Below are 20734 nucleotides of genomic sequence, written 5' to 3' on the forward strand. Positions count from 1 at the left end.
TGCATTGAGTCAAAGACCATACCCTCTTAAAAATCGTCACATACCATCCAACGTATTTATCTAATTGACTGATATATAAACAAAGTTAACTGGATAGACCATTAGATCGAAGTTAGTTAGCTATAATCCACGCCAGATTTGATGACTAATAGCGATACTATGTTTCTGACACCTTACTTTTCAACTGAAGACAATCAATTTCAATTCACTCGTGAACAGGCTAGCCACTTTGCTAAAAAAGTAGCCGCTGACTTCAACCCAATTCACGATGAAGACAACAAGCGCTTCTGCGTGCCTGGCGACCTTTTGTTTGCAGTTCTTCTGCAGAAAGAAGGCATCAGCCAAAAAATGCGTTTTGATTTTTCAGGTATGGTGGGTAACGGTATTGCGCTAAGCGTTGACAACAAGTGTGAGAAAGAAAGCTCACTGGTTGACGAGAAAGGCAAAGAATACCTACACATGTCTTGTGAAGGTGAAAAGAGCCACGATCAAGCATTCATCGAACACGTAGTAACAAACTACGTTAAGTTCTCTGGCATGAACTTCCCACACATCATGGTTCCTCTTATGGAAGAACAACAAATGATGATCAACTGCCAACGTCCTCTTGTGATTTACGAGAGCATGGAAGTTGAATTTACTCGCCTAGACCTATCTCACCCAGAAGTTGAATTCTCTGGTGCGACTTTTGATGTTGAAGGCAAGCGTGGCATCGTGACACTGAACTTCGATTTCAAAGAAGACGGCGAAGTTGTCGGTAAAGGCGTGAAACGCATGGTAGCAAGTGGCCTTAAGCCATACGACCAAGCTTCTGTAGACGACCTAGTAAACCGCTTCAACGAGCGTAAAGAGATGTTTCTAGCTCAGTTCGCAGCTGCCGCTTAATCAGCATCCTTATTTACACATCTCGATGTAAATAAGCTCTAGAATAAGATCAATAAAGCCCAGCTTGACATCCTCAAGCTGGGCTTTTTTAGTACGATCCCTGACTACACGAAGACACTCAAGCCTGCTCTCAAATCATCACTAAATCCAGCGTCTAACCTTTTGTTTGTAATCAACATATTCCGCACCGAATAATTGCTCTAGAGCGCGTTCTTCTGGCTTGATTTGGAACTGATTCATGTAGATTACGAATACAAAACTGAGTAAGACACTGAACAGGTTTTGGAAGAAGTAGCCAAAGCAAAACAGTAGGATGAATAACCCTAGATACATTGGATTTCGCGTGTAGCCAAAGATTCCACTGTCCACGACCGAAGACGCGGTTTCTACTTTAATCGGGTTAACGGTGGTTTTCTGTTTTCGGAATTCCCATATGCCTGATATTCCAATCACACCACTCAATATGATCCCGATGCCTAGCACAACCATCCCATAAGGTAATGCCAGTGCCCCTTGGCTCAACTGCTGAGCGCAGAAGTATGATGCTGCGAATGCAATAATGAACAGTGCAACGGGTGGTACTTTTAATTCTAGAAATTTCATACTTTTCCTTATTAACATTCCTTTGTTAGTTTAGAAAAAAGCCCAGCAATTGCTGGGCTAAATGTATTAAAGAATTTTTGCTAGCGCCTGTAATGGGTGAGCAAGCTTCTCACCTTCAAAACGCTTCACTTGGCTACGGCAAGAGTAACCCGTCACCAAACAACGATCTTTTGGTAAGTCTTGCATCCTTGGCTTCCAACTTAGACCGTATATATCTTTCGACATTTGAAGCTTATCGACTTCGTGCCCGAAGGTGCCCGCCATACCACAACAGCCGACAGGAACGCTGGTTAACGCAGCGCCAAAGTGTTTAAAGATAGCGCCCCACTCTTTTTCAGCGTTCGGCATTTTGGTCTTCTCAGTACAGTGAGCGAACAAGTACCACATCTCTTCACTTGCAGAACGAGCTTCGAACTCACCTAACGATGGCATTAACCATTCATGCACGGTCAGCACATCAAAGTCGCCACGCTTGTCACCTAAGATCTCGACGTATTCATCGCGGTAACAAAGCACCAGTGCAGGATCAACACCGACCAAAGGAATACCGATATCCGCCACCATCGACAAGAAATCCGATGTAGATTTCGCCTCACGAGCAAAACGATTTAAGAAGCCCTTAATGTGCAGTGCTTTACCATTTGGCTTAAACGGCAGTAACACAGGTGTTTTGCCAAGTTTTTGAGCCAGAGTAACGAAGTCTTCAACTACTTCTGCATCATAAAAGCTAGTAAACGGGTCTTGAACGATCAGCACATGCTGTTTCTTCTGCTCAGAAGACAAGCCTTCTAAGTACTGTAAGTCGAAGAGTTGCAGTTCTTTACTCGCCAAACGATTTTTAAGTGTAGGCACCGACATCAGTGGTGCATCAACATAACCGACCGTTTTAGCCGTTGCGGTTTGTATCCACTTTTGACCCAATGCCGCGTTCACAACTTTCGGCGCTTTCGCCATCAGCGGCAGCATGGTTTCAATGTTGGCAACTAAATAGTCTTTTGCTGGGCGCTGATAGCGCGAGTAATAGATGTTTAAGAATCGAGAACGGAAACTCGGCACATCGACTTTGATCGGACATTGGCTCGCACACGCTTTACACGCAAGACAGCCATTCATCGCTTCGTGAACTTCATGAGAGAAATCGTATTCATGACGTTTGTTCATGGTATTGCGAACGCGATCAATCATGGTTTTAATCGGAGTATTGTCTTTCAGCGCTTCTTGCTCTAAATCGAGAATATCGACGCCTTGCTCAGTTAACTGACGAAGCCACTCTCTTACCAAGCCTGCGCGGCCTTTTGGTGAGTGACGACGGTCAGCCGTAACTTTCATCGAAGGACACATTGGCGAGCTCGTATCGTAGTTGAAGCACAAGCCGTTGCCATTACATTCCATCGCTTGTTTGAAGCTATCACGAACTTGTACGTCGATCTGACGGTCGTAGAAACCACGCTTGGTATCGGTCACTTTCACCAATTCCGCATCACTTTCTAATGGCGTACAGATCTTGCCTGGGTTCATCTTGTTGTGCGGGTCGAATGCTGCTTTAACTCGTCTTAATTCGGTAAACAGTTCCTCACCAAAGAAGTCAGGGCCATACTCAGAGCGGAAGCCTTTACCGTGCTCACCCCACATCAAGCCGCCGTATTTAGCCACCAACTTAACCACTTCATCAGAGACTTCGTGCATCAATGCTTCTTGCATCGGGTCACACAAATCTAAAGCCGGACGAACGTGCAGTACGCCCGCATCCACGTGACCAAACATGCCGTAGTTCAACTCTTTTGAATCGAGTAAGACTCTAAATTCAGAGATGAAATCGGCCAAGTTTTCCGGTGGTACACAGGTATCTTCAGCAAAAGCGACCGGCTTAGCTCGACCTTTCGCCGCACCTAACAGACCCACCGCTTTCTTACGCATGTTGTAGATTCGGCCAATGCTCGCCAAATCGCTGCATACTTGGAAACCAATCACACCGGCTTCTTCGGTTTCAAGCATGCTTTCAAGTTGTGCCGTCAGTGCTTGAACTTGTTGTTCAACTTCCGCTTCATCTTGGCCTGCAAACTCAACCATGTTGATGCCAAGCATCTCTTTATTGGGAACATCCATAAGCAGGTCGCTCACAGTGTGCCAAACGATGTCTTGCTTCGCTAGGTTCAATACTCTTGAATCAACCGTCTCAACAGACAGCGCTTTCGCTTCTACCATGAACGGAGCATTGCGCAGCGCAGAATCGAACGTGTTGTATTTCACGTTGACCAGCGTTCGCGCTTTGGGAATCGGCGTTAGGTTGAGCTTAGCTTCCGTAATGAAGGCTAATGAGCCCTCGGCACCACATAGGACGCGAGTCAAGTCGAAGCTGTCGTCTTGTTCGTTGATTGCGTTCTTTAGGTCGTAACCTGTTAAGAAGCGGTTCAATGGTGGGAATTTATTAAGAATTTGAGCGCGCTTGTCTCGACAAACTGCCTCAGTAACCGCAAGGGCATGGTGAGCAAACTCACCCTCAACTGGCAAGCCGTGTGATAAATCAGACTCTAGACACGAACCATCCGCGAACACCGCTTGCAATGACAATACATGATCTGACGTTTTTCCGTACTTCAACGACCCTTGGCCCGAAGCATCGGTATTGATCATGCCACCTAAGGTTGCTCGGTTACTGGTAGAAAGGTCTGGAGAGAAAAAATAACCGTAGGGACGCACAGCATCGTTCAATTGGTCTTTAACGACACCAGACTGAACTCTTACCCAGCCCTCTTTCTCGTTTATCTCAAGAACCTTGTTCATGTATCGGGAAAGGTCAACCACGACACCTTTTGTTAAAGATTGTCCGTTGGTTCCGGTACCGCCACCACGAGGGGAAAAGGTCACGCGTTCGTAAGCGGATTTAGCACCCACCTGACCGAGCAACACAACGTCTTGAGTTGTTTTAGGAAGGATGACCGCCTGTGGCAATTGCTGATAGACACTGTTATCAGTCGCCACAGCCAAACGGCTAGAATATTGAGATTCAATGTCGCCAGTAAAGCCCGCTGTTTTTAGTTCATCTAAAAAGCGTACGACTACTGGATCGACATCAGCATTAAGTTGAAGTCTTGGTAACATTTGCTTCCTGCCCCTACTTCGCTGATCCAATCAGCATTGGGTTATCTGAGATTTTTAATAATTTTCTTTGAATTTCGTCACTTTACTACTATTAAGATCATATAAAAAGGTGATCAAATCAGAATCTCAGTGCAAGAATGGAGAAATAGTCACTTTCGTCTTAATTCAGTCCAATATACTGAATAACATTTTGTTTAAGACATCTCCATGAGCACATCACAATGAAAAAGAACAAAACAGTCACAACTGAAGATATTCTTCTTAAGCTATGCCAATCAGTCTCAAGCGTACTCACTTCAGCGACGGCTTCTCAGGTGTCGTATTCAGCTATGGTTCAAAAGATCAACAAGACAAGTCTGAAGCCAGACTTTGGTTGTTTCGTCTTATTTGACGGTGGCTTTTCTGGTCTTGTTGTCATCAATTTTACGTCTAAAGCCGCGCTAGAGATCTATACCAATTACATGCGTAACATGGGCATGCCAGAAGATGAGCTGGCGGTACTGCACACTTCAGACGAAGTGGGCGATGTTTTAGGTGAGCTGATGAACCAGTTAGTTGGTGATTTCACCAATAAAATCCGTAAAGAACTGCAAACCAACATCACACAGAACCAACCGAAAATGCTGGCATTGAACAAGCAAGTAAACCTTTCTGTTGATACTAATCTCGATCGTCCACAAGCCCGTCGTGTGACCTTCTCGACTGCAAACAACAACATCTTCTACCTAGAGCTTGCAATGGATAAGACAGAATTCATCCAATTGGAAGAATTTGAGATCGCTGAAGACGAATGTCCAGACAGTATTCTTGAGGCTACTCAGAAAAAAATGCAGGAAGCGAATAAGCCCGCTCAAAGTTCAGGTAATGATTCGGCAGCCGATCTACTCGATGAACTTGGTATCTAGTTTGCTAATGCTCTAGTTAATCCGGAAAATCGTGTCACTAACGCCATCAATACGCTTGATGGCGTTTTTGTATGACCCAGAAGCCGCCTCTTCCATCCTTCATAATGGCTCACCGCGTAATAACAAATGACTTTTGACTTTGCTGTTACCTGCCAAAACATGTAAAATGTCGGACTTTTCAAAATTTGCGGTAATGATTAAGTAGTCGATGGATAAGAAAAAAGCCCTAAAGAAAATTGCCAAGTGCCTTGAGCTTGGAAATTCTGCGAACGTCAATGAAGCGGCCAATGCGATAAAAATGGCGCATAACTTGATGCTGAAATATGGTCTCGAGAAAGACGATATTGAATTTATCAAGATGGGGAAAACTCAGTCCAGTCATCTGTTACCTGCAAATATCAGCTCTACACTGCTGCGTGTTATTCGTGGTATTAACACCAAGTTTGGCGTAGAAGCCGTATTACTGAACCACAAAGGCCTTAAGCGTGTGGAGTTCATTGGTGAAGCTGATCGAGCAATCTTTGCTGCCTTTGCTTTCGATATTATTTATCGCGAATTGAACGAGCATACGGGTCAATTCAGAAACAGCTTTGCAGGATCTGGTACCGGAACTCTCGAAGTCACTCGTCGTGTGAACTCTTACGTCTCTGGTTGGGTAGAAGGTGCGCTTGAAAAGTTGCCAATCATTACCCCGGACGACGAGTCAAACAACAAAATCAATAACTACATTGATAAAGAATTTGAAAATATTGACCGTGAAACCTTCAAACAACAACTCAGAGAAGCGATGAAAAACCTCACCGCTGACTATGAAGTTGGCTTGAAGAAAGGTCGTAAGCTTTCGGTAAACCGCCCTGTTGGCGGAACTCAAGCAGCTAAAAAAATCACCAAATCGTAGAGTATGCCATTTAGCTAAATCATAATGCTTGCTCTTTACATTTCCTCAGCACATTGTTAAAACCATCAATAATACTTATAGGACTATATGTTTGTCATTCGCAATCCATGCGTTTGACAGAAGTACATGATGGAGAAATACGTTGAAAAAAATCACACTAGCCCTAGCGCTTACTGTCGCTCTAACGGGTTGTCAGGCAACTCAACGCCAAAATGCTACAACAGGCGAATCTGAGACGAACTCTGCAACTCAAGGCGCTCTAATTGGTGCAATCGCTGGTGCCGTTGCTGGTGCTGCTACTGGTGACGATTCTAAAGATCGCCGTAAACGTGCACTCATCGGTGCTGCTGGTGGCGCAGCCGTTGGTGGTGGTATCGGTTACTACTTCGACCAACAAGAAGCTGCACTTCGTGAAGAACTCATGAACTCTGGTGTTCAAGTTGAACGCGTTGGTGAGAACCAGCTTCTACTTCGCCTAGAAAACGGCATTGGTTTTGGTTCTGGCTCTTACGCTTTAGAGTCTAGTATTCACAACACACTACGTGGTGTTGCTCGTATCTTAGTTGAATACCCAGACACTAGCCTAGTGATCGACGGTCACACTGACAGCACTGGCAGCGAGTCGTCTAACCAAATCCTTTCTGAGCGTCGTGCTGAATCTGTTCGTGCATTCTTGATCTCTCAAGACGTTGCTGCAGGTCGTGCCATTGCTCGTGGTAACGGTGAACGTTACCCTCTATGTGACAACAACACGTCTCAAGGTCGTGCTTGTAACCGTCGCGTAGAAATTCAAATCTTGCCGCTTAAGTAGCACGATTACAGCCCAGTTACCTTTATCTATTGAATTAACCACTATATAGTTGCTTGTCATTCGTATCGCTTATTTTAAGCGTTACGACTTAACACTCAGGCACATAGCGTATTCATCCTGATACATCGGGACTGGGCTTTTTTACGAGACTTATCTTTTGCTTATCCTATCCAACTTTCTGTCATCGTCATTTCTTAGGCCTCTATTTCTAGCCCTCATTTTTTCCACGATACAGTTGTCCATTCCACATTTCGTTCACGCAGAAAGCAGTGATGAATTTTCAATAAAGTCACAACCTCAAGAGTCACAACCTCAAGATCCAGTTTCTCAATACCAATTAGCTCAAGCTTATGAATCGGGTGTCGACGTCCCTTTGAGCACCAGCGATGCATTTTATTGGTACTCGCAATCAGCGGATAACGGCAATACAAATGCGCAATTTAGGCTGGCTGAATTATATTTATCAGGGACAGGTGTAGAGCAAAGCAACAAACTAGCTTTAGAATGGTTTATCAAATCAGCATTGCAAGGTAACAAACGCGCCTCAGTTGAGGTCGCAAAGATCTATGAGTCCTCGCTTGAGAAAGATCTACTCCAACCATTAGATGCAGCACAGCTATGGTATGAAGCGGCCCTAAAAGACAACCCTGATGCAGAAGATGGTTACAATCGCGTTCTGGAAGCACAATTTAACCAACAACGCGCCAAGCAGATCTCTTCGATTGAGCAGCTCAATGACGGCATCGATACAGAAGCCAGCACAAGCCAAGAGATGTCTGGTCAACAACGACCTAATCACGAGCTAACAAGCTCTGACTATATAAGTGGCGCAGTACTGGCCGTTTTAATTGCAATAGTGAGTATCAGCGCGACTCTGGTTGTATCGCGAAAGCGACAGATCCTGAAGTCTGGTGAGTTAAATCAGCAACAACAGACACTTGAAGCGCAGCTTAGCGCGAAAGACTTCACCATCAAACAGCAAAAGCGCCAACTTCAGACTATCTATAACGAACTGAAGAAGCAGAAAAACAACAAGAGTTTGAACAATTTTCAGGTAGCCTGTGCGCTATTTGGCTACACGCCTAGCTCAATTCCGGACCAGAAAAGCATCAAGATACGATACAAACAATTATCAAAGATCTACCATCCAGATGGTCACGGATGTGACGAAGAAATGAAACGTTTGAACAATGCGCTAAAAACCATTTTACAAAATGTTACAAAATCGTAAACAACTACACATATTAAATTTTCAAGGTCGCAAAGATATCGATTTTATTAGTGTTGCAATCGATCCCCCTCTCAAAAACGGGTAACAAACTATTAACTAATGGGTCTTACTTGTGTCATAATTTGCGCCGAAAATACACCTGACTTAAACAGGTGAGGAGAGAATATGTTCACAATAGAAGGCGTTTGTGATTGGTGCAAAAAGCCAAGCCTAGTTAAAAAGCACGACTACCTAGATGGTAAGTGTCATCATGCATGTAATGAGTGCAATGATATTGCAACCATTGATGTTCGCCAGTTCAATATTGGTGAAATGGAAATGAGAGCAAAACTCTCCCAAGCGACATTGAGATAAGCAACACCGTTGAAATATAAGAAAGCGCCTAAGGCGCTTTTTTTGTGTCTGTGGTTTTAGATTTTCTCTCTTCTCTCTTCTATACAGGCGTATACAGTACTTTTCTGTCAAACCACTGTATACACCTGTATAAAGCTCACATTTCTTCAAATTATGAGACAAAACAGAAAATTCATTCGAATTTAATTTATTAAATAATTTCAATCACTTAACAACATAACACTTATAACGTCAGACAGAATCGTCCAATAATCCCGCAAAAAACGCTTGATCTTATAAGCAACTAAAACTACTGTATACACATACAGCATGTATATAAGGACAGCAAAATGATTCAAGCACACGTTAAAGCCCAACACTCTAGCCCGCTAGTTCACTGCGCATTTACATCAGTTTCTCGTAAAAGCAAAAATTCAAACGAGGAAGCGTTATTTGCAAGAATGGCGTTGCTGTCCAACCAACATCAGTGGCTACTATTTACCGCTCAAACACCGAGACCATCCGCTAAGCAGCTGAAGCAACATAATGTTTGCTGCGACCGAGTTATTCATATGAAAGCCTCTCATCAAATGACTGAGGTAGAAACCGTAGAGAAAGCCATTCGCTCTAAGAATGCGAGTGCGATTGTGGCAAGTGCATCGATTGATCAATTCAGTCAGCAATACCTAAGAACATTAGGAATGCGCTTTCAGTGTGAAGTGTTCTTTATGGATGCGAATTCAGAGCGCATTCACTAAGCCACCTTGCTTAATAAAATTTTGGCTTAATAACATGTTGGCTCAAAAACATGGCCCACAAACATAGCTTAATCGTTTAGCTAACAAACTTAAGTTAACTTAACCGCATAGCTCCAAAACACAGTCCAAATATACTGCCTTCCCCTGCCCTACGATTCGCCTATTTTTTGGCGAATTGTTAGGCGGGGGTTTTTATTTAAACAATAGATTTAGCAATCGTTTGCTTTTTATCTGGAAGGAAATAGTAGATTGAGTATAATGCCCGTCTAATCATGTGCACACCGCACTTCTCTGTATGACGTTTGATAAAAGATAGGAATGTCTAAATGAGCCTTGCTGATCAAGTTCTTGCCGTAAATGATGACCTACCAATCCGTACTGACAAACCTGTCCACAGTGGCAAAGTTCGCTCAGTCTACTGGTTAACTGAAGAAGATAGTCAACGACTAATCAAAGAGAAAGGCTACGATGTAGCACCAGATGCGCCTTTAGCAATCATGGTGATCAGTGACCGTATCTCTGCATTCGATTGTATCTGGCGTGGTGAAGGTAATCTTAAGGGTGTTCCAGGTAAGGGAGCGGCTCTGAATGCTATCTCTAACCACTGGTTCAAATTGTTTAAAGACAACGGACTTGCTGACAGTCATATTCTTGATATCCCTCACCCGTTTGTATGGATTGTACAAAAAGCTCGCCCAGTTATGATCGAAGCAATTTGTCGTCAATACATCACAGGTTCAATGTGGCGTGCATACGCAAACGGCGAACGTGAATTCTGTGGTATCGAAATGCCGGAAGGTCTCGAGAAAGACAAGAAGCTACCTGAGCTACTGATCACGCCTTCAACAAAAGGGATTTTGAAAGGTATCCCTGGTGTTCCAGAAGCTGACGATGTGAACATCTCGCGTAACAACATCGAAGATAACTTCGCAGCGTTCAACTTTACTCAAGCAAGCGATATCGCACACTACGAGAAGCTGCTAAAAGAAGGCTTCAACGTTATCAGCCAAGCACTCGCGAAAGTCGACCAAACCTTTGTGGATACAAAGTTTGAATTTGGTTACGTCAACGATGCTCAAGGTAAAGAAAAGCTGATCTACATGGACGAAGTCGGTACTCCGGATTCATCTCGTATTTGGGATACTCAGGAATACAACAAAGGCAACATCGTTGAAAACTCTAAAGAGGGTTTCCGTCAGTTCTTGCTTAACTACTTCCCTGATGCAGACATCCTTTTGAACAAAGAACGCATGCCAGAACGTGAAGCATTAGCTCGTGACAATGAGTTACCTCTTGATTCACTGATGTCTCTGTCTCGTACTTATCTTGATATCGCAGCGAAAATCACAGGTGCAGAGATCGTACTGAGCGAAAATCCTAAGCAAGAAATTATCGATGTACTGCGTGCTGACTATGGTCTAGTTGACTGATTGCATTCTAGAAAGCGAGTAAGCTCGTAAACACAAGTTCCAGATACTAAAAGGGCCTCATCATTATTGAGGCCCTTCTTACATGTGCGGTTTTAATATTCTTTAAGCTAGCTTCTAAGCTGCATGCTATAAGCTCTAAGCTCTAAGCTCTAAGCTCTAAGCTCTAAGCTCTAAGCTCTAAGCTCTAAGCTCTAAGCTCTAAGCAATACTGAGAGATTACAGCTTGATAGTAAACTCTTCTCCAGTATTCTCGGCGATCACCAAATGACTGCGCGTCTCAATGTACTCTATCTGCTCTTCTTCAAGAGAATATGGCATAACAACTTTGAGCTCATTGATCCCTTCCAGCCTAGCTAGCTTAAGTAAGGTAACAATGTTCGACTCATCACTTTTACGCGTCGACATTGATTTTAATGCCATCTGCCATAAACGATCTTCAGGGCTTGCTAGCTCTTTAATGCTATCTCGCCAGACGGTACTGAATACTGGTGCAATTGTGGTTAGTGCTTCCAGAAAAGTCCATTTTTTACTGCATGAGGCGCCAAGAAAGGTTGTGTAATCGAACTCTACACGCGTCTCTATCTGTTTATCCATGATGTCCCCCGACACTTTGACAACACAATATACTCAATATCTATCAACTCTTTCTTTATAGCAATAGGATATAGAAGAATAGTCTTTTATGACCTTTTGATTGGTTAAAAAGGCATATAAAAATCAATTTTGTAACAAAATAAGCACTGAATAATCATATATGCACCTATTTGATTAATATTTTAGAGATAAAACTTATCTATCTATTTTATATCAATTATCCGGCTCGCTTTTTTGTATTGAATACGCCAGCCAGACCATGTAGGCAGCTCCCAGCGTTTTGGTGATAACTTTCGGCTACCCGATTGATAGTGCACGTAAATCAGCTTTCGCGCGGGCAAGTATTCTACATCGAGTTGTAAGTCGGCAAGGCTCAGTGCAAACGGGTATTTTTCAGAGAACTCTGAATAGAGCCATTCTGGGATACCATCAAATGGAATGTCTGAATGTTCAAACATTTCTAGCTCGCTGACATCGGTAACCCCTAACACCTCAAGCTGTTGTATAAACCATAGTTCAAAGCTAAGTTGCTCGATCTCAGGAGTATATTTTGTTTGTTCATCGAGCCCAAGTTTTACATACAACTGCCAGTGTCTGATTTCTTGAGTACGATCCTTTGCAAAACCGGGCAGTTGGACGCCTTTTAACACAAGATCGACAATAGGCTTTAATGATAGTTGCCCTTCAGCCGCGACGAGCTTGGTCGCAATTGTACGGCCTGCGTACACCAAAGCCATTTCGGTAAAGACTCCATCATCATTTACTCTTGTTTCACCTTGCTCCCACTCTCCGAGTTCAGCTTCAATGATAAGATCAAGAGGAATAGGTGCCGTGACCGTCGCTAAGGTCAGTGTTTGCTTAACACCTCTTCCCGGCAAACTATGGGTATCAAGCACCAACATCGCTTGTGCATTGTCCGGGAAACGATTCTGACGGCCGAGTACTACCTCTAACACTCCATTGGCAAAGGCTTCTTTCCTCTTCAGTCGGCACACAAACACCAGCTCAGGATGCAAATTCACAATAGTCTTAAGCAGTTCAATACGTTGGAAACGTGACGCGACTTCTAACTGAGGAAGTTCAAACACCTCACGCATTTGCTTTGCCAGCCCTTGTGCTTCATTCAGTGCCTGTTGGTCGATTTCTAAATGCGGATAATCGCGACCACGAACAATCTGAATCAACAGGCTTAGATCACACCCTTCCTTTTCTTGCTGAGCCAGCGCTTCCAAATGTTCTGCATTGTTTGGTAATTGGTACAAGCGAGCAGGAACGGACAACGCCGCTGTGAGATCGACCATCGCTTCTTTTAATGCTTTGGTTTTGATTCGAGTAACAATATCGGCATACAAAGCATCAATCGGCAGCGGATAAAGTTTCTTTCCATGCTCGGTAATTTGATGATTGGCGTTAATCGCTTCCATCGTCAGCAAGGTTTGAATCGCGCTGTTTAATGACTTCTCAGGAATAGGATCAAGGAAGGACAAGCTCTCAAGCGGAGCACCACAACATGCCGCGGCCAACATAGGTTCTGTCAGCTCTTCACGCTGCAATTCAGGAGGCGTGACTAACTCTAATGCCGCGTGTTCGCCATACAGACGAACGCAAACACCATCCATCACCCTACCCGCACGGCCAGATCGTTGCTTGGCACTCGCTCGTGATATGGATTTAAGCATCAGTGTGGTTCTTCCGTTTCGTTGAACGGTGCGTCTTTCTAATCCTGAATCTATCACCACACCAATATCAGGTATGGTGAGGGAGGTTTCAGCAACGTTGGTCGCAAGTATGACCTTTCTCAGGCCATTACCTTCAGTATTGATATTACGACCCGATAACGCTAGATCTCGTTCTTTTTCACTGACCGACGCATGCAACTTCACCACTTGGATATCTGGATTCTTTGCCAAGGCTTGTTCACATTGCACGATCTCTTTTTTACCCGGCAGAAAAACCAAGATATCACCTTGAGAAGCTAAGAGTTGGTGATTCACTTCTTCAGCAATGCGTTGCTCTAGATGTCGAATATCGGGCAGTGCTCTTGATTCATTCGCCCTGTGTTCAATAGCAACTTGATAAGTTCGGCCTTCACAGCTAATTCGATTCGCATCCAAGTAATGAGCAAGACGCTCCCCTTCAATGGTTGCTGACGTGATCACCAAGCGCTGGCTCTCTTTTTGTTTGAGAATCGCCACCAGCAGATCAATGTCCCATCGCCTCTCGTGAAACTCATCCACCACAATCACATCAAAACTGGCTAATCCATCTTCTGATAACCAACGCAGCGCAATACCGGGAGTCGCAAAAACAATATTGGTTTGCTCGTTGTACTTCGACTCAAGTTTAATCGCATAACCAACCTTGTCACCAATCTTCTCACCCGATTGCTGTGCGAGGTATTTAGCCAATGACGTACACGCGATACGTCTTGGTTCCACCACCAGCACTCGTCCATGCTGAGAAGCCCAAAGTGGCAAACGCGTTGATTTACCCGATCCGGTTTCAGCTTCGACTACAAGGTGAGAATTGGCGATTTGCTCGTGGAATACGTTTTGATAAGAATCGATAGGAAGTAATGACATAAAAAGGAGGAGTCGCGAAAAAGTGTGAGCGAAGTATAACGAATTATGGCGCTAGAATTCGATAAGTGTGGGACATGGGTAAGAATATCATTTTGTTTGCAAAGATCGGAGGGAAACTATTTACAATTGAATAACTAAACCGTTATCATTTTTCGGTTACCCTTTCTCCCATATTAGGCATCCAATGAACAACGATAAACGCCCTCTATATATCCCTTATGCTGGTCCTGCTCTACTAAGTACCCCTCTTCTAAACAAAGGCAGCGCATTCTCTGCTGAAGAGCGCAGTTCTTTCAACCTTGAAGGCTTGTTACCGGAAACGACCGAAACAATCCAAGAGCAAGTAGGACGTGCATACAAGCAATATTGTAACTTCGAAAGTGATATGGATAAACATATCTACCTTCGTAACATCCAAGACACTAATGAAACGCTTTTTTATCGTTTAGTTCAAAACCACATTTCTGAAATGATGCCTATCATTTACACGCCAACGGTTGGCGCAGCATGTGAGAACTTCTCAAATATTTACCGTCGTGGCCGTGGTCTGTTTATCTCATACCCGAACCGCGATCGTATCGATGACCTACTGAACAATGCGACAAACCACAACGTTAAAGTTATCGTGGTTACGGATGGTGAGCGTATTCTTGGTTTGGGAGACCAAGGTATCGGTGGCATGGGTATTCCAATTGGTAAGCTAGCACTGTACACAGCTTGTGGCGGTATCAGCCCAGCTTACATGCTACCAATCGTGCTCGATGTGGGTACAAACAACCCTCAACGTCTTGCAGACCCAATGTACATGGGCTGGCGTCACCCTCGTATCACAGGTGCTGACTACGATGCATTCGTTGAAGAGTTCATCCAAGCGGTTCAACGCCGTTGGCCTGATGCATTAGTTCAGTTCGAAGATTTCGCACAAAAGAACGCAATGCCACTGCTTGAGCGTTACAAAGATCGCCTCTGTTGTTTCAACGATGACATCCAAGGCACAGCAGCCGTAACGGTTGGTTCTCTACTTGCAGCATGTAAAGCAGCAAACAGCAAACTTTCAGATCAACGCATCACCTTCTTAGGTGCGGGTTCTGCAGGTTGTGGTATTGCTGAAGCTATCATTGCTCAAATGGTGTCTGAAGGTATCAGCGATGCACAAGCACGCTCTCAAGTTTACATGGTTGACCGTTGGGGTCTGCTACAGGAAGGCATGCAAAACCTGCTTGATTTCCAACAGCGTCTCGTTCAAACCAACGAAAACACCAAAGACTGGGAAAGCGACGGCACTGGTTTCTCTCTACTAGACGTTGTTCGCCACGCGAAACCAACAGTATTAGTTGGTGTATCTGGTGCTCCAGGTCTGTTCAGCAAAGAAGTCATCAAAGAGATGAACCTACACTGTGAACGCCCTATCGTGTTCCCACTGTCTAACCCAACAAGCCGTGTTGAAGCAACTCCAAACGACATTATTCGTTGGACTGATGGCCAAGCACTGGTTGCGACAGGTAGCCCATTTGAGCCAGTAACTCATAACGGCACCACTTACCCAATCGCTCAGTGTAACAACAGCTACATCTTCCCAGGTATTGGCCTTGGTGTATTGGCTGTGAATGCTTCACGTATCACTGATGAAATGCTGATGGAATCAAGCCGTGCGCTTGCTACGTGTTCTCCACTTGCGATCAATGGTTCAGGTGCGCTACTTCCACCATTGGAAGAGATTCACACCGTATCTAAGAAGATTGCTCTTGCCGTTGGTAAAAAAGCGATTGAGCAGGGTGTTGCACTAGAGATCACTGAAGAAGCTCTTCAACAAGCGATTGACCAGCACTTCTGGCAGCCGGTTTACCGTCGCTACAAGCGTACTGCATTCTAATAAAGCGTGTTGCGCTTTGAATAAAGAGCGTTAACTATACTCTTACAAGAGCCTCTGCAATTGCAGGGGCTTTTTTCTTTACACTGTCTTGTCTTTTTAACTGATTTTTCTCATTTTTATTTGGTATTATCGAGCACTCAAAAATTAATGCTCAGTCAAAGGACTATACCGAGAGTGAAATTTGATTCTCACATTTTCCGTAGCTACTTATCAAAAGCTTACAAAAAACTGCAAGGTTTTCTGTTTGGCGCTTTCCTCGTGTTCTTAGTTGGCAGCGCTGCGGTTATTGCGATCGATTATTGGGTTTCATGGCAAGCGGAAGATCGCATCATCTACGATATTGATGACGTGCCCGAGCTTGAGGTCGCGGTTGTGCTTGGCACAAGCAAATATCTGGGTAGAACACTCAACGACTATTATAAACACCGAATCGAAGCCGCGATTGAGCTGTTCGATCGTGAAAAAGTTGACCAATTTCTACTGAGTGGCGATAACGCTCATCGCTCTTACAATGAGCCGTGGACGATGAAACGCGACTTGTTGAAAGCGGGTGTCCCCGATGAACGCATCAATCTAGATTACGCCGGTTTTAGAACCTTGGACTCGATTGTTCGCGCTAAAAAGATATTCGATACTGATAATTTTCTGATCATCACTCAGAAATTCCACTGTGAAAGAGCGCTCTTCATCGCCAATTCTTACGATATTCATGCGCAGTGTTTGGCGGTTTCAGGACCAACTCACCATTCGGGAACCTCAATACGTTTACGTGAAGTGTTTGCGCGCACCAAAGCATTCCTTGATCTGTATATTATGGGGACAACGCCAAAGTTCCTTGGACCTAAAGAGCCGATTCAACCTAGTCCAAAACCGGAATCATTTCCGATTCCAAACCCTATTACTGACCCCACTGTAAACCCTGTTGTAGACCCTACAACAAGCCCTATTTTAGAACCAGCAGAGACCGATGTGTAGAAAACTACACATTTTGAATTTGTTGCCTCACACTTCCCCATTGTTAAGCAAAAACACACCAACACTCCTTTATTAACTTGAGTAACATTCTTCCAACAAAGTCTGACCCTACATCAAGCTATATACCTCGAAAATAATAAGCACGACTCAATGAAGTCGTGCACCAATAAAACGAGGATAACAAAAGGAGCGTCTTATGACGGCACTTGTTACTACACTGAAACACTGGTTGTTTACCCGCAACAGCATGATATTAATTGGTAATTTCACGTTATTTGCACTTTTGCTCAATACCCTGCCATTCGAAGCGCAAGTGAATACGGGTTTGAGTATTCTCGTGTTCGTTGCCATTTTATGGTTAACAGAAGCGATTCACGTCAGCATCACCGCTTTGCTCGTTCCCCTATTGGCTGTCTTGTTTGGTGTATTCAACACGCCCGCTGCGCTGGCTAACTTTTCGAACCCAATCATCTTCCTATTCATGGGTGGCTTTGCATTAGCAGCCGCACTGAACAAGCAAGAGCTAGATAAAGCGATTGCTGACAAAGTACTGTTGATTGCAAAAGGCAGAATGTCGGTCGCCGTGTTCATGCTGTTCGGTGTGAGTGCGGGCTTATCAATGTGGATCTCAAACACCGCAACCACAGCAATGATGCTTCCTCTTGTTCTAGGCATCATGAACAAAGTTGACCAAAGTGAAGACCGTAACACCTACGTATTTGTGCTACTAGGCATCGCTTACTGTGCATCGATTGGTGGCATCGCAACCTTAGTGGGTAGCCCACCAAACGCAATTGCTGCGGCAGAAGTCGGCTTGAGCTTCACAGAGTGGATGGCACTTGGCCTACCTATCTCAATGATCTTATTGCCAATCACGATGATTGTTTTATACGTGATGACTAAGCCCAAGCTCGACCATAAATTCGAGCTAGACCACGCTCCTGTAGAGTGGACGAACAGCAAAAAAATCACACTGTCTATCTTCCTTTTAACCGTAACGCTTTGGATATTCGGAAAACCAATCAACGCAATGATTGGCGGTTTCTCTAAATTTGATAGCTTGGTGGCGATTGGTGCCATTGTACTGCTTGGCGCTTCAAGAGCGGTTGAATGGAAAGATGTCGAGAAGACAACGGATTGGGGTGTACTTATCCTGTTCGGTGGCGGTATCTGTTTAAGTAACATTCTGAAAGCGACCGGAACCAGCGTATTCCTAGCACACTCACTAAGCGGGTTTTTAGAAACAGCAGGCGTGCTTCTTACAATTCTAGCCGTGGTAGCGTTCGTGGTATTCCTAACGGAATTTGCGAGTAACACAGCGAGTGCGGCATTGCTTGTCCCTGTATTCGCAACCATTGCTGAAGCGCTGGGTATGTCACCTGTTATCTTATCTGCACTGATTGCGATTGCCGCATCTTGTGCCTTCATGCTACCAGTCGCGACACCACCTAATGCGATTGTATTCGGCTCTGGTCACATCAAACAAAAAGAAATGATGCGAGTCGGTATGGTGTTGAACTTAGTTTGTATCCTAGTACTAACACTGTTCGCTTGGATCTTCTGGTAAGCAGCAAACGCTTATAGAGAAAGCTTTATAGGCAAGTGCTTAGAAACACATATTTATAGGTAAATGCTTATAGATAAATGTTTACAGGAATGCCCCCTCAAAAAAATCTGGTTGCAGCTTCCCTCGGCTCAACCAGTACAAAAATGCCCGCTCAGCTCACAAGATCAGTTTAACGAGCAAGATCCGTTTAACTAACCAGATCAGTTTAACTAACTAAATCAGCTAAACGGGCATCTAAAAACAAGAAACGCTTTTCCCTTTTGGTGGCCCCGCGCCACCTTTTTTGTGTCAGCTTGCCATCAAGCACTCATTACCGTTCTAAGATCTGGCTCTCACGCCACACTTGGCACCAAACGCGTCCAACCTAACAGCAACATAGAAGCACACATGACCCAAACGACAGTGGCTAAAGAAAGCGTCGATACCAAATTGTAGCGATAACTGAACACATAAACCGCGCCAAGATAAGCCGCGTATGGCACAAGCGAGAACAAGCCAAAGAGTGCCGTGGTACGTAACTCCACCATGGTTTGTTCCGTGCCAACAATGTAGTGAGCAATCAGAGCAAAGGTAGGAAACAACGGCACTAAGCCTGCGATGTAAAAGCTCTTACTTTTCGACAGCAGCGCAATCAACAAAACAGCCGCCGCACCAAGCAGACATTTAAAGAACAGTGAAATCATTTTTTACACGTTATCCAAGCAAATCAACAAAGGCTCTAGAGGGTAAACTCATATAGCGCCCATAAAAATGCCACACGTCACATATGCACGTGTGGCTTATAAACTAACCAAAACAATTTTCAGATTAGTGACTCAAGATCACCTGATTTCGGCCTGAATGCTTCGCTTGATATAGAGCTTCATCAGCGCGAGCAATGGTCTCTGTCACCCGCTCTTGTTTCATCTCGGCAACACCAATACTGCATGTCAGTGGATCGCCATGAACCCAAAGGTGCTGGCTGACTAAAAGTCGGATTTTCTCGGCCTTTCTTTGTGCTTCGCCAAGATCAGTCTCCGGGCAAAAAACAATGAACTCTTCACCACCCCATCTCACCAATTTGTCGGAAGCGCTGATCGAACTGCCGACCACCATGCTGAATTCTCGTAAAATATGATCACCCATTTGGTGTCCGTATTTATCGTTGACGCTCTTGAAGTAGTCAATGTCGAGATACAACATACTCAGCTTTCCATGTCCCTGCTTTACCTGCTGAGACTGCATTTTTAGCCAATCACGAATCGCGTGTCGGTTGAGAATCCCAGTCAGTTCATCACGATGAGCCTTTTCTGAAAACTCAAAGTTTTGCTCTCTCAGTGCTCGATTGACGTTCTTTAAGTGATGATGCCTTTTCTCTGCAAGCACCATACGTTTTCTTGAACGGTTTAACTCAGACAATAAGAATACGGTGCCTGTGCCAACCCAAACAAACAGTAAGATAAGGAACAAGCTTTCGCCTGAAATATAAGATCCCTCGAACTCAATACTGCGGATGACTATTCTGTGGTGACCCAGTTTCGCACCAGACGCGGTAGCAAACTCGACCATATTCACATTCGAATACTCAGGCGCCGAATGCTCTAGCGCAATCTCGTTATCCGCTAACCACCATGTCATTACTTGCAGGTTTTTGATCGGAATCTCAATCACACCACCATCCACGCCAGGAGAAAACTCCATCCCGTTGTACTTATGCGTGTACTCGTCATCAGGAACCGAATAAGCAGGATTATAATTACGCAGGTAAGTTCGCAAACGACCGCTAGAATCGGCCTCCGCATGGTAATCAATATTGACTCTAAAGGTGTGGTACTGAGAAAGGTCAAGGCCAGTGGTAATGTCTGGGTTGATACGAATCGATAGGCCGCAATAAGGCCACGGATACTCAGACTTTTTAAGCTCACAGTCGAGAATATACTGGCCACTTTGATAAGATAATTGGGACGTACTGACACCCCTATCCACTTGATCGCTGGTCGCGATAAACTCATATTTATCCGGCGTAATTGCCGTTATCACACGATTTCCGCTCACACGGTAATACTGGACAATCGCCAGTGTCGTGATAACTAAAAAGATGACTATTTTATGGATCCACTTCACGTCTAAGCTTCCGGCTTAAGGTCCCTATAGTTGGGATTTCACGATAAAAAATAAGTTAGGTAAATTAGTGACCTTAATGCCAAT

General features: G+C 44.3%; 17 protein-coding genes. 11 read left to right on the top strand and 6 right to left on the bottom strand.

Annotated features, from left to right (window positions below; all coding sequences use genetic code 11):
* The first annotated feature begins 159 nt into the window (after positions 1 to 159).
* Positions 160 to 885, top strand: a complete 726-nt coding sequence (locus L3V33_RS07790; RefSeq protein WP_010438254.1) for a DUF3581 domain-containing protein — start codon at positions 160 to 162, stop codon at positions 883 to 885.
* A 141-nt stretch (positions 886 to 1026) separates the two neighbouring features.
* Here the strand turns inward: L3V33_RS07790 and L3V33_RS07795 are convergent, their stop codons facing one another.
* Together L3V33_RS07795 and L3V33_RS07800 are read right to left on the bottom strand one after the other, a co-directional pair.
* Complete coding sequence (locus tag L3V33_RS07795) at positions 1027 to 1488, bottom strand: isoprenylcysteine carboxylmethyltransferase family protein (RefSeq protein WP_237290187.1); 462 nt, start codon at positions 1486 to 1488, stop codon at positions 1027 to 1029.
* 66 nt (positions 1489 to 1554) lie between these two features.
* Positions 1555 to 4590, bottom strand: coding sequence for an FAD-binding and (Fe-S)-binding domain-containing protein (locus L3V33_RS07800; RefSeq protein ID WP_237290188.1), 3036 nt, complete (start codon positions 4588 to 4590; stop codon positions 1555 to 1557).
* A gap of 221 nt (positions 4591 to 4811) precedes the next feature.
* On the opposite strand from L3V33_RS07800, the gene L3V33_RS07805 reads away from it, so the two are divergent.
* The 7 genes from L3V33_RS07805 to L3V33_RS07835 all read left to right on the top strand — a co-directional run bounded on the left by L3V33_RS07805 (position 4812) and on the right by L3V33_RS07835 (position 10956).
* Entirely contained in the window at positions 4812 to 5495 is a 684-nt protein-coding gene (locus tag L3V33_RS07805; protein ID WP_004733423.1) for a DUF3334 family protein, read from the top strand.
* A gap of 208 nt (positions 5496 to 5703) precedes the next feature.
* Positions 5704 to 6393 carry a DUF2786 domain-containing protein gene (locus tag L3V33_RS07810; protein ID WP_004733422.1) on the top strand — a complete coding sequence of 230 codons (690 nt, stop codon included), beginning with the start codon at positions 5704 to 5706 and terminating at the stop codon, positions 6391 to 6393.
* A 142-nt stretch (positions 6394 to 6535) separates the two neighbouring features.
* Complete coding sequence (locus L3V33_RS07815; RefSeq protein ID WP_004733421.1) at positions 6536 to 7204, top strand: OmpA family protein; 669 nt, start codon at positions 6536 to 6538, stop codon at positions 7202 to 7204.
* Between the two features lie 157 nt (positions 7205 to 7361).
* On the top strand, positions 7362 to 8435 hold the full coding sequence (locus L3V33_RS07820) for a tetratricopeptide repeat protein (RefSeq protein ID WP_237290189.1): 1074 nt from the start codon (positions 7362 to 7364) through the stop codon (positions 8433 to 8435).
* A 165-nt stretch (positions 8436 to 8600) separates the two neighbouring features.
* Entirely contained in the window at positions 8601 to 8789 is a 189-nt protein-coding gene (locus tag L3V33_RS07825; protein WP_017059767.1) for a hypothetical protein, read from the top strand.
* Positions 8790 to 9118: 329 nt separating this feature from the next.
* The gene (locus L3V33_RS07830; protein WP_004733418.1) at positions 9119 to 9526 is read left to right on the top strand and encodes a SulA-like leucine-rich domain-containing protein; all 408 of its coding nucleotides are present in this window, start codon (positions 9119 to 9121) and stop codon (positions 9524 to 9526) included.
* A 326-nt stretch (positions 9527 to 9852) separates the two neighbouring features.
* Entirely contained in the window at positions 9853 to 10956 is a 1104-nt protein-coding gene (locus L3V33_RS07835) for a phosphoribosylaminoimidazolesuccinocarboxamide synthase (RefSeq protein WP_004733417.1), read from the top strand.
* A 216-nt stretch (positions 10957 to 11172) separates the two neighbouring features.
* On the opposite strand, the gene L3V33_RS07840 is transcribed toward L3V33_RS07835, so the two are convergent.
* Entirely contained in the window at positions 11173 to 11550 is a 378-nt protein-coding gene (locus L3V33_RS07840; protein WP_054547386.1) for a hypothetical protein, read from the bottom strand.
* A 203-nt stretch (positions 11551 to 11753) separates the two neighbouring features.
* Positions 11754 to 14132 (bottom strand): helicase-related protein, encoded by a 2379-nt coding sequence (locus L3V33_RS07845; protein ID WP_237290190.1) that lies wholly within the window; start codon positions 14130 to 14132, stop codon positions 11754 to 11756.
* Positions 14133 to 14316: 184 nt separating this feature from the next.
* On the opposite strand from L3V33_RS07845, the gene L3V33_RS07850 reads away from it, so the two are divergent.
* The 3 genes from L3V33_RS07850 to L3V33_RS07860 all read left to right on the top strand — a co-directional run bounded on the left by L3V33_RS07850 (position 14317) and on the right by L3V33_RS07860 (position 18547).
* The gene (locus L3V33_RS07850; RefSeq protein ID WP_004733414.1) at positions 14317 to 16005 is read left to right on the top strand and encodes an NAD-dependent malic enzyme; all 1689 of its coding nucleotides are present in this window, start codon (positions 14317 to 14319) and stop codon (positions 16003 to 16005) included.
* Positions 16006 to 16179: 174 nt separating this feature from the next.
* Complete coding sequence (locus tag L3V33_RS07855; protein WP_054547384.1) at positions 16180 to 16980, top strand: ElyC/SanA/YdcF family protein; 801 nt, start codon at positions 16180 to 16182, stop codon at positions 16978 to 16980.
* Between the two features lie 196 nt (positions 16981 to 17176).
* A complete protein-coding gene (locus L3V33_RS07860; protein WP_054547383.1) occupies positions 17177 to 18547 on the top strand; it encodes a DASS family sodium-coupled anion symporter in 1371 nt (456 codons plus the stop codon).
* Between the two features lie 332 nt (positions 18548 to 18879).
* On the opposite strand, the gene L3V33_RS07865 is transcribed toward L3V33_RS07860, so the two are convergent.
* Entirely contained in the window at positions 18880 to 19230 is a 351-nt protein-coding gene (locus L3V33_RS07865; protein ID WP_004733411.1) for a GlpM family protein, read from the bottom strand.
* A gap of 124 nt (positions 19231 to 19354) precedes the next feature.
* A complete protein-coding gene (locus L3V33_RS07870; protein WP_237290191.1) occupies positions 19355 to 20650 on the bottom strand; it encodes a GGDEF domain-containing protein in 1296 nt (431 codons plus the stop codon).
* Positions 20651 to 20734: the final 84 nt, after the last annotated feature.

It is taken from the genome of Vibrio sp. A2-1 (genome assembly GCF_021728355.1).
GTDB classification, from domain to species: domain Bacteria; phylum Pseudomonadota; class Gammaproteobacteria; order Enterobacterales; family Vibrionaceae; genus Vibrio; species Vibrio splendidus_K.

Excerpts from the sequence above, each read along its gene's own strand:
- L3V33_RS07790 (WP_010438254.1), top strand. The coding sequence starts at position 160 with ATGTTTCTGACACCTTACTTTTCAACTGAAGACAATCAATTTCAATTC.
- L3V33_RS07795 (WP_237290187.1), bottom strand. The coding sequence starts at position 1,488 with ATGAAATTTCTAGAATTAAAAGTACCACCCGTTGCACTGTTCATTATT.
- L3V33_RS07800 (WP_237290188.1), bottom strand. The coding sequence starts at position 4,590 with ATGTTACCAAGACTTCAACTTAATGCTGATGTCGATCCAGTAGTCGTA.
- L3V33_RS07805 (WP_004733423.1), top strand. The coding sequence starts at position 4,812 with ATGAAAAAGAACAAAACAGTCACAACTGAAGATATTCTTCTTAAGCTA.
- L3V33_RS07810 (WP_004733422.1), top strand. The coding sequence starts at position 5,704 with ATGGATAAGAAAAAAGCCCTAAAGAAAATTGCCAAGTGCCTTGAGCTT.
- L3V33_RS07825 (WP_017059767.1), top strand. The coding sequence starts at position 8,601 with ATGTTCACAATAGAAGGCGTTTGTGATTGGTGCAAAAAGCCAAGCCTA.
- L3V33_RS07830 (WP_004733418.1), top strand. The coding sequence starts at position 9,119 with ATGATTCAAGCACACGTTAAAGCCCAACACTCTAGCCCGCTAGTTCAC.
- L3V33_RS07835 (WP_004733417.1), top strand. The coding sequence starts at position 9,853 with ATGAGCCTTGCTGATCAAGTTCTTGCCGTAAATGATGACCTACCAATC.
- L3V33_RS07840 (WP_054547386.1), bottom strand. The coding sequence starts at position 11,550 with ATGGATAAACAGATAGAGACGCGTGTAGAGTTCGATTACACAACCTTT.
- L3V33_RS07845 (WP_237290190.1), bottom strand. The coding sequence starts at position 14,132 with ATGTCATTACTTCCTATCGATTCTTATCAAAACGTATTCCACGAGCAA.
- L3V33_RS07850 (WP_004733414.1), top strand. The coding sequence starts at position 14,317 with ATGAACAACGATAAACGCCCTCTATATATCCCTTATGCTGGTCCTGCT.
- L3V33_RS07860 (WP_054547383.1), top strand. The coding sequence starts at position 17,177 with ATGACGGCACTTGTTACTACACTGAAACACTGGTTGTTTACCCGCAAC.
- L3V33_RS07865 (WP_004733411.1), bottom strand. The coding sequence starts at position 19,230 with ATGATTTCACTGTTCTTTAAATGTCTGCTTGGTGCGGCGGCTGTTTTG.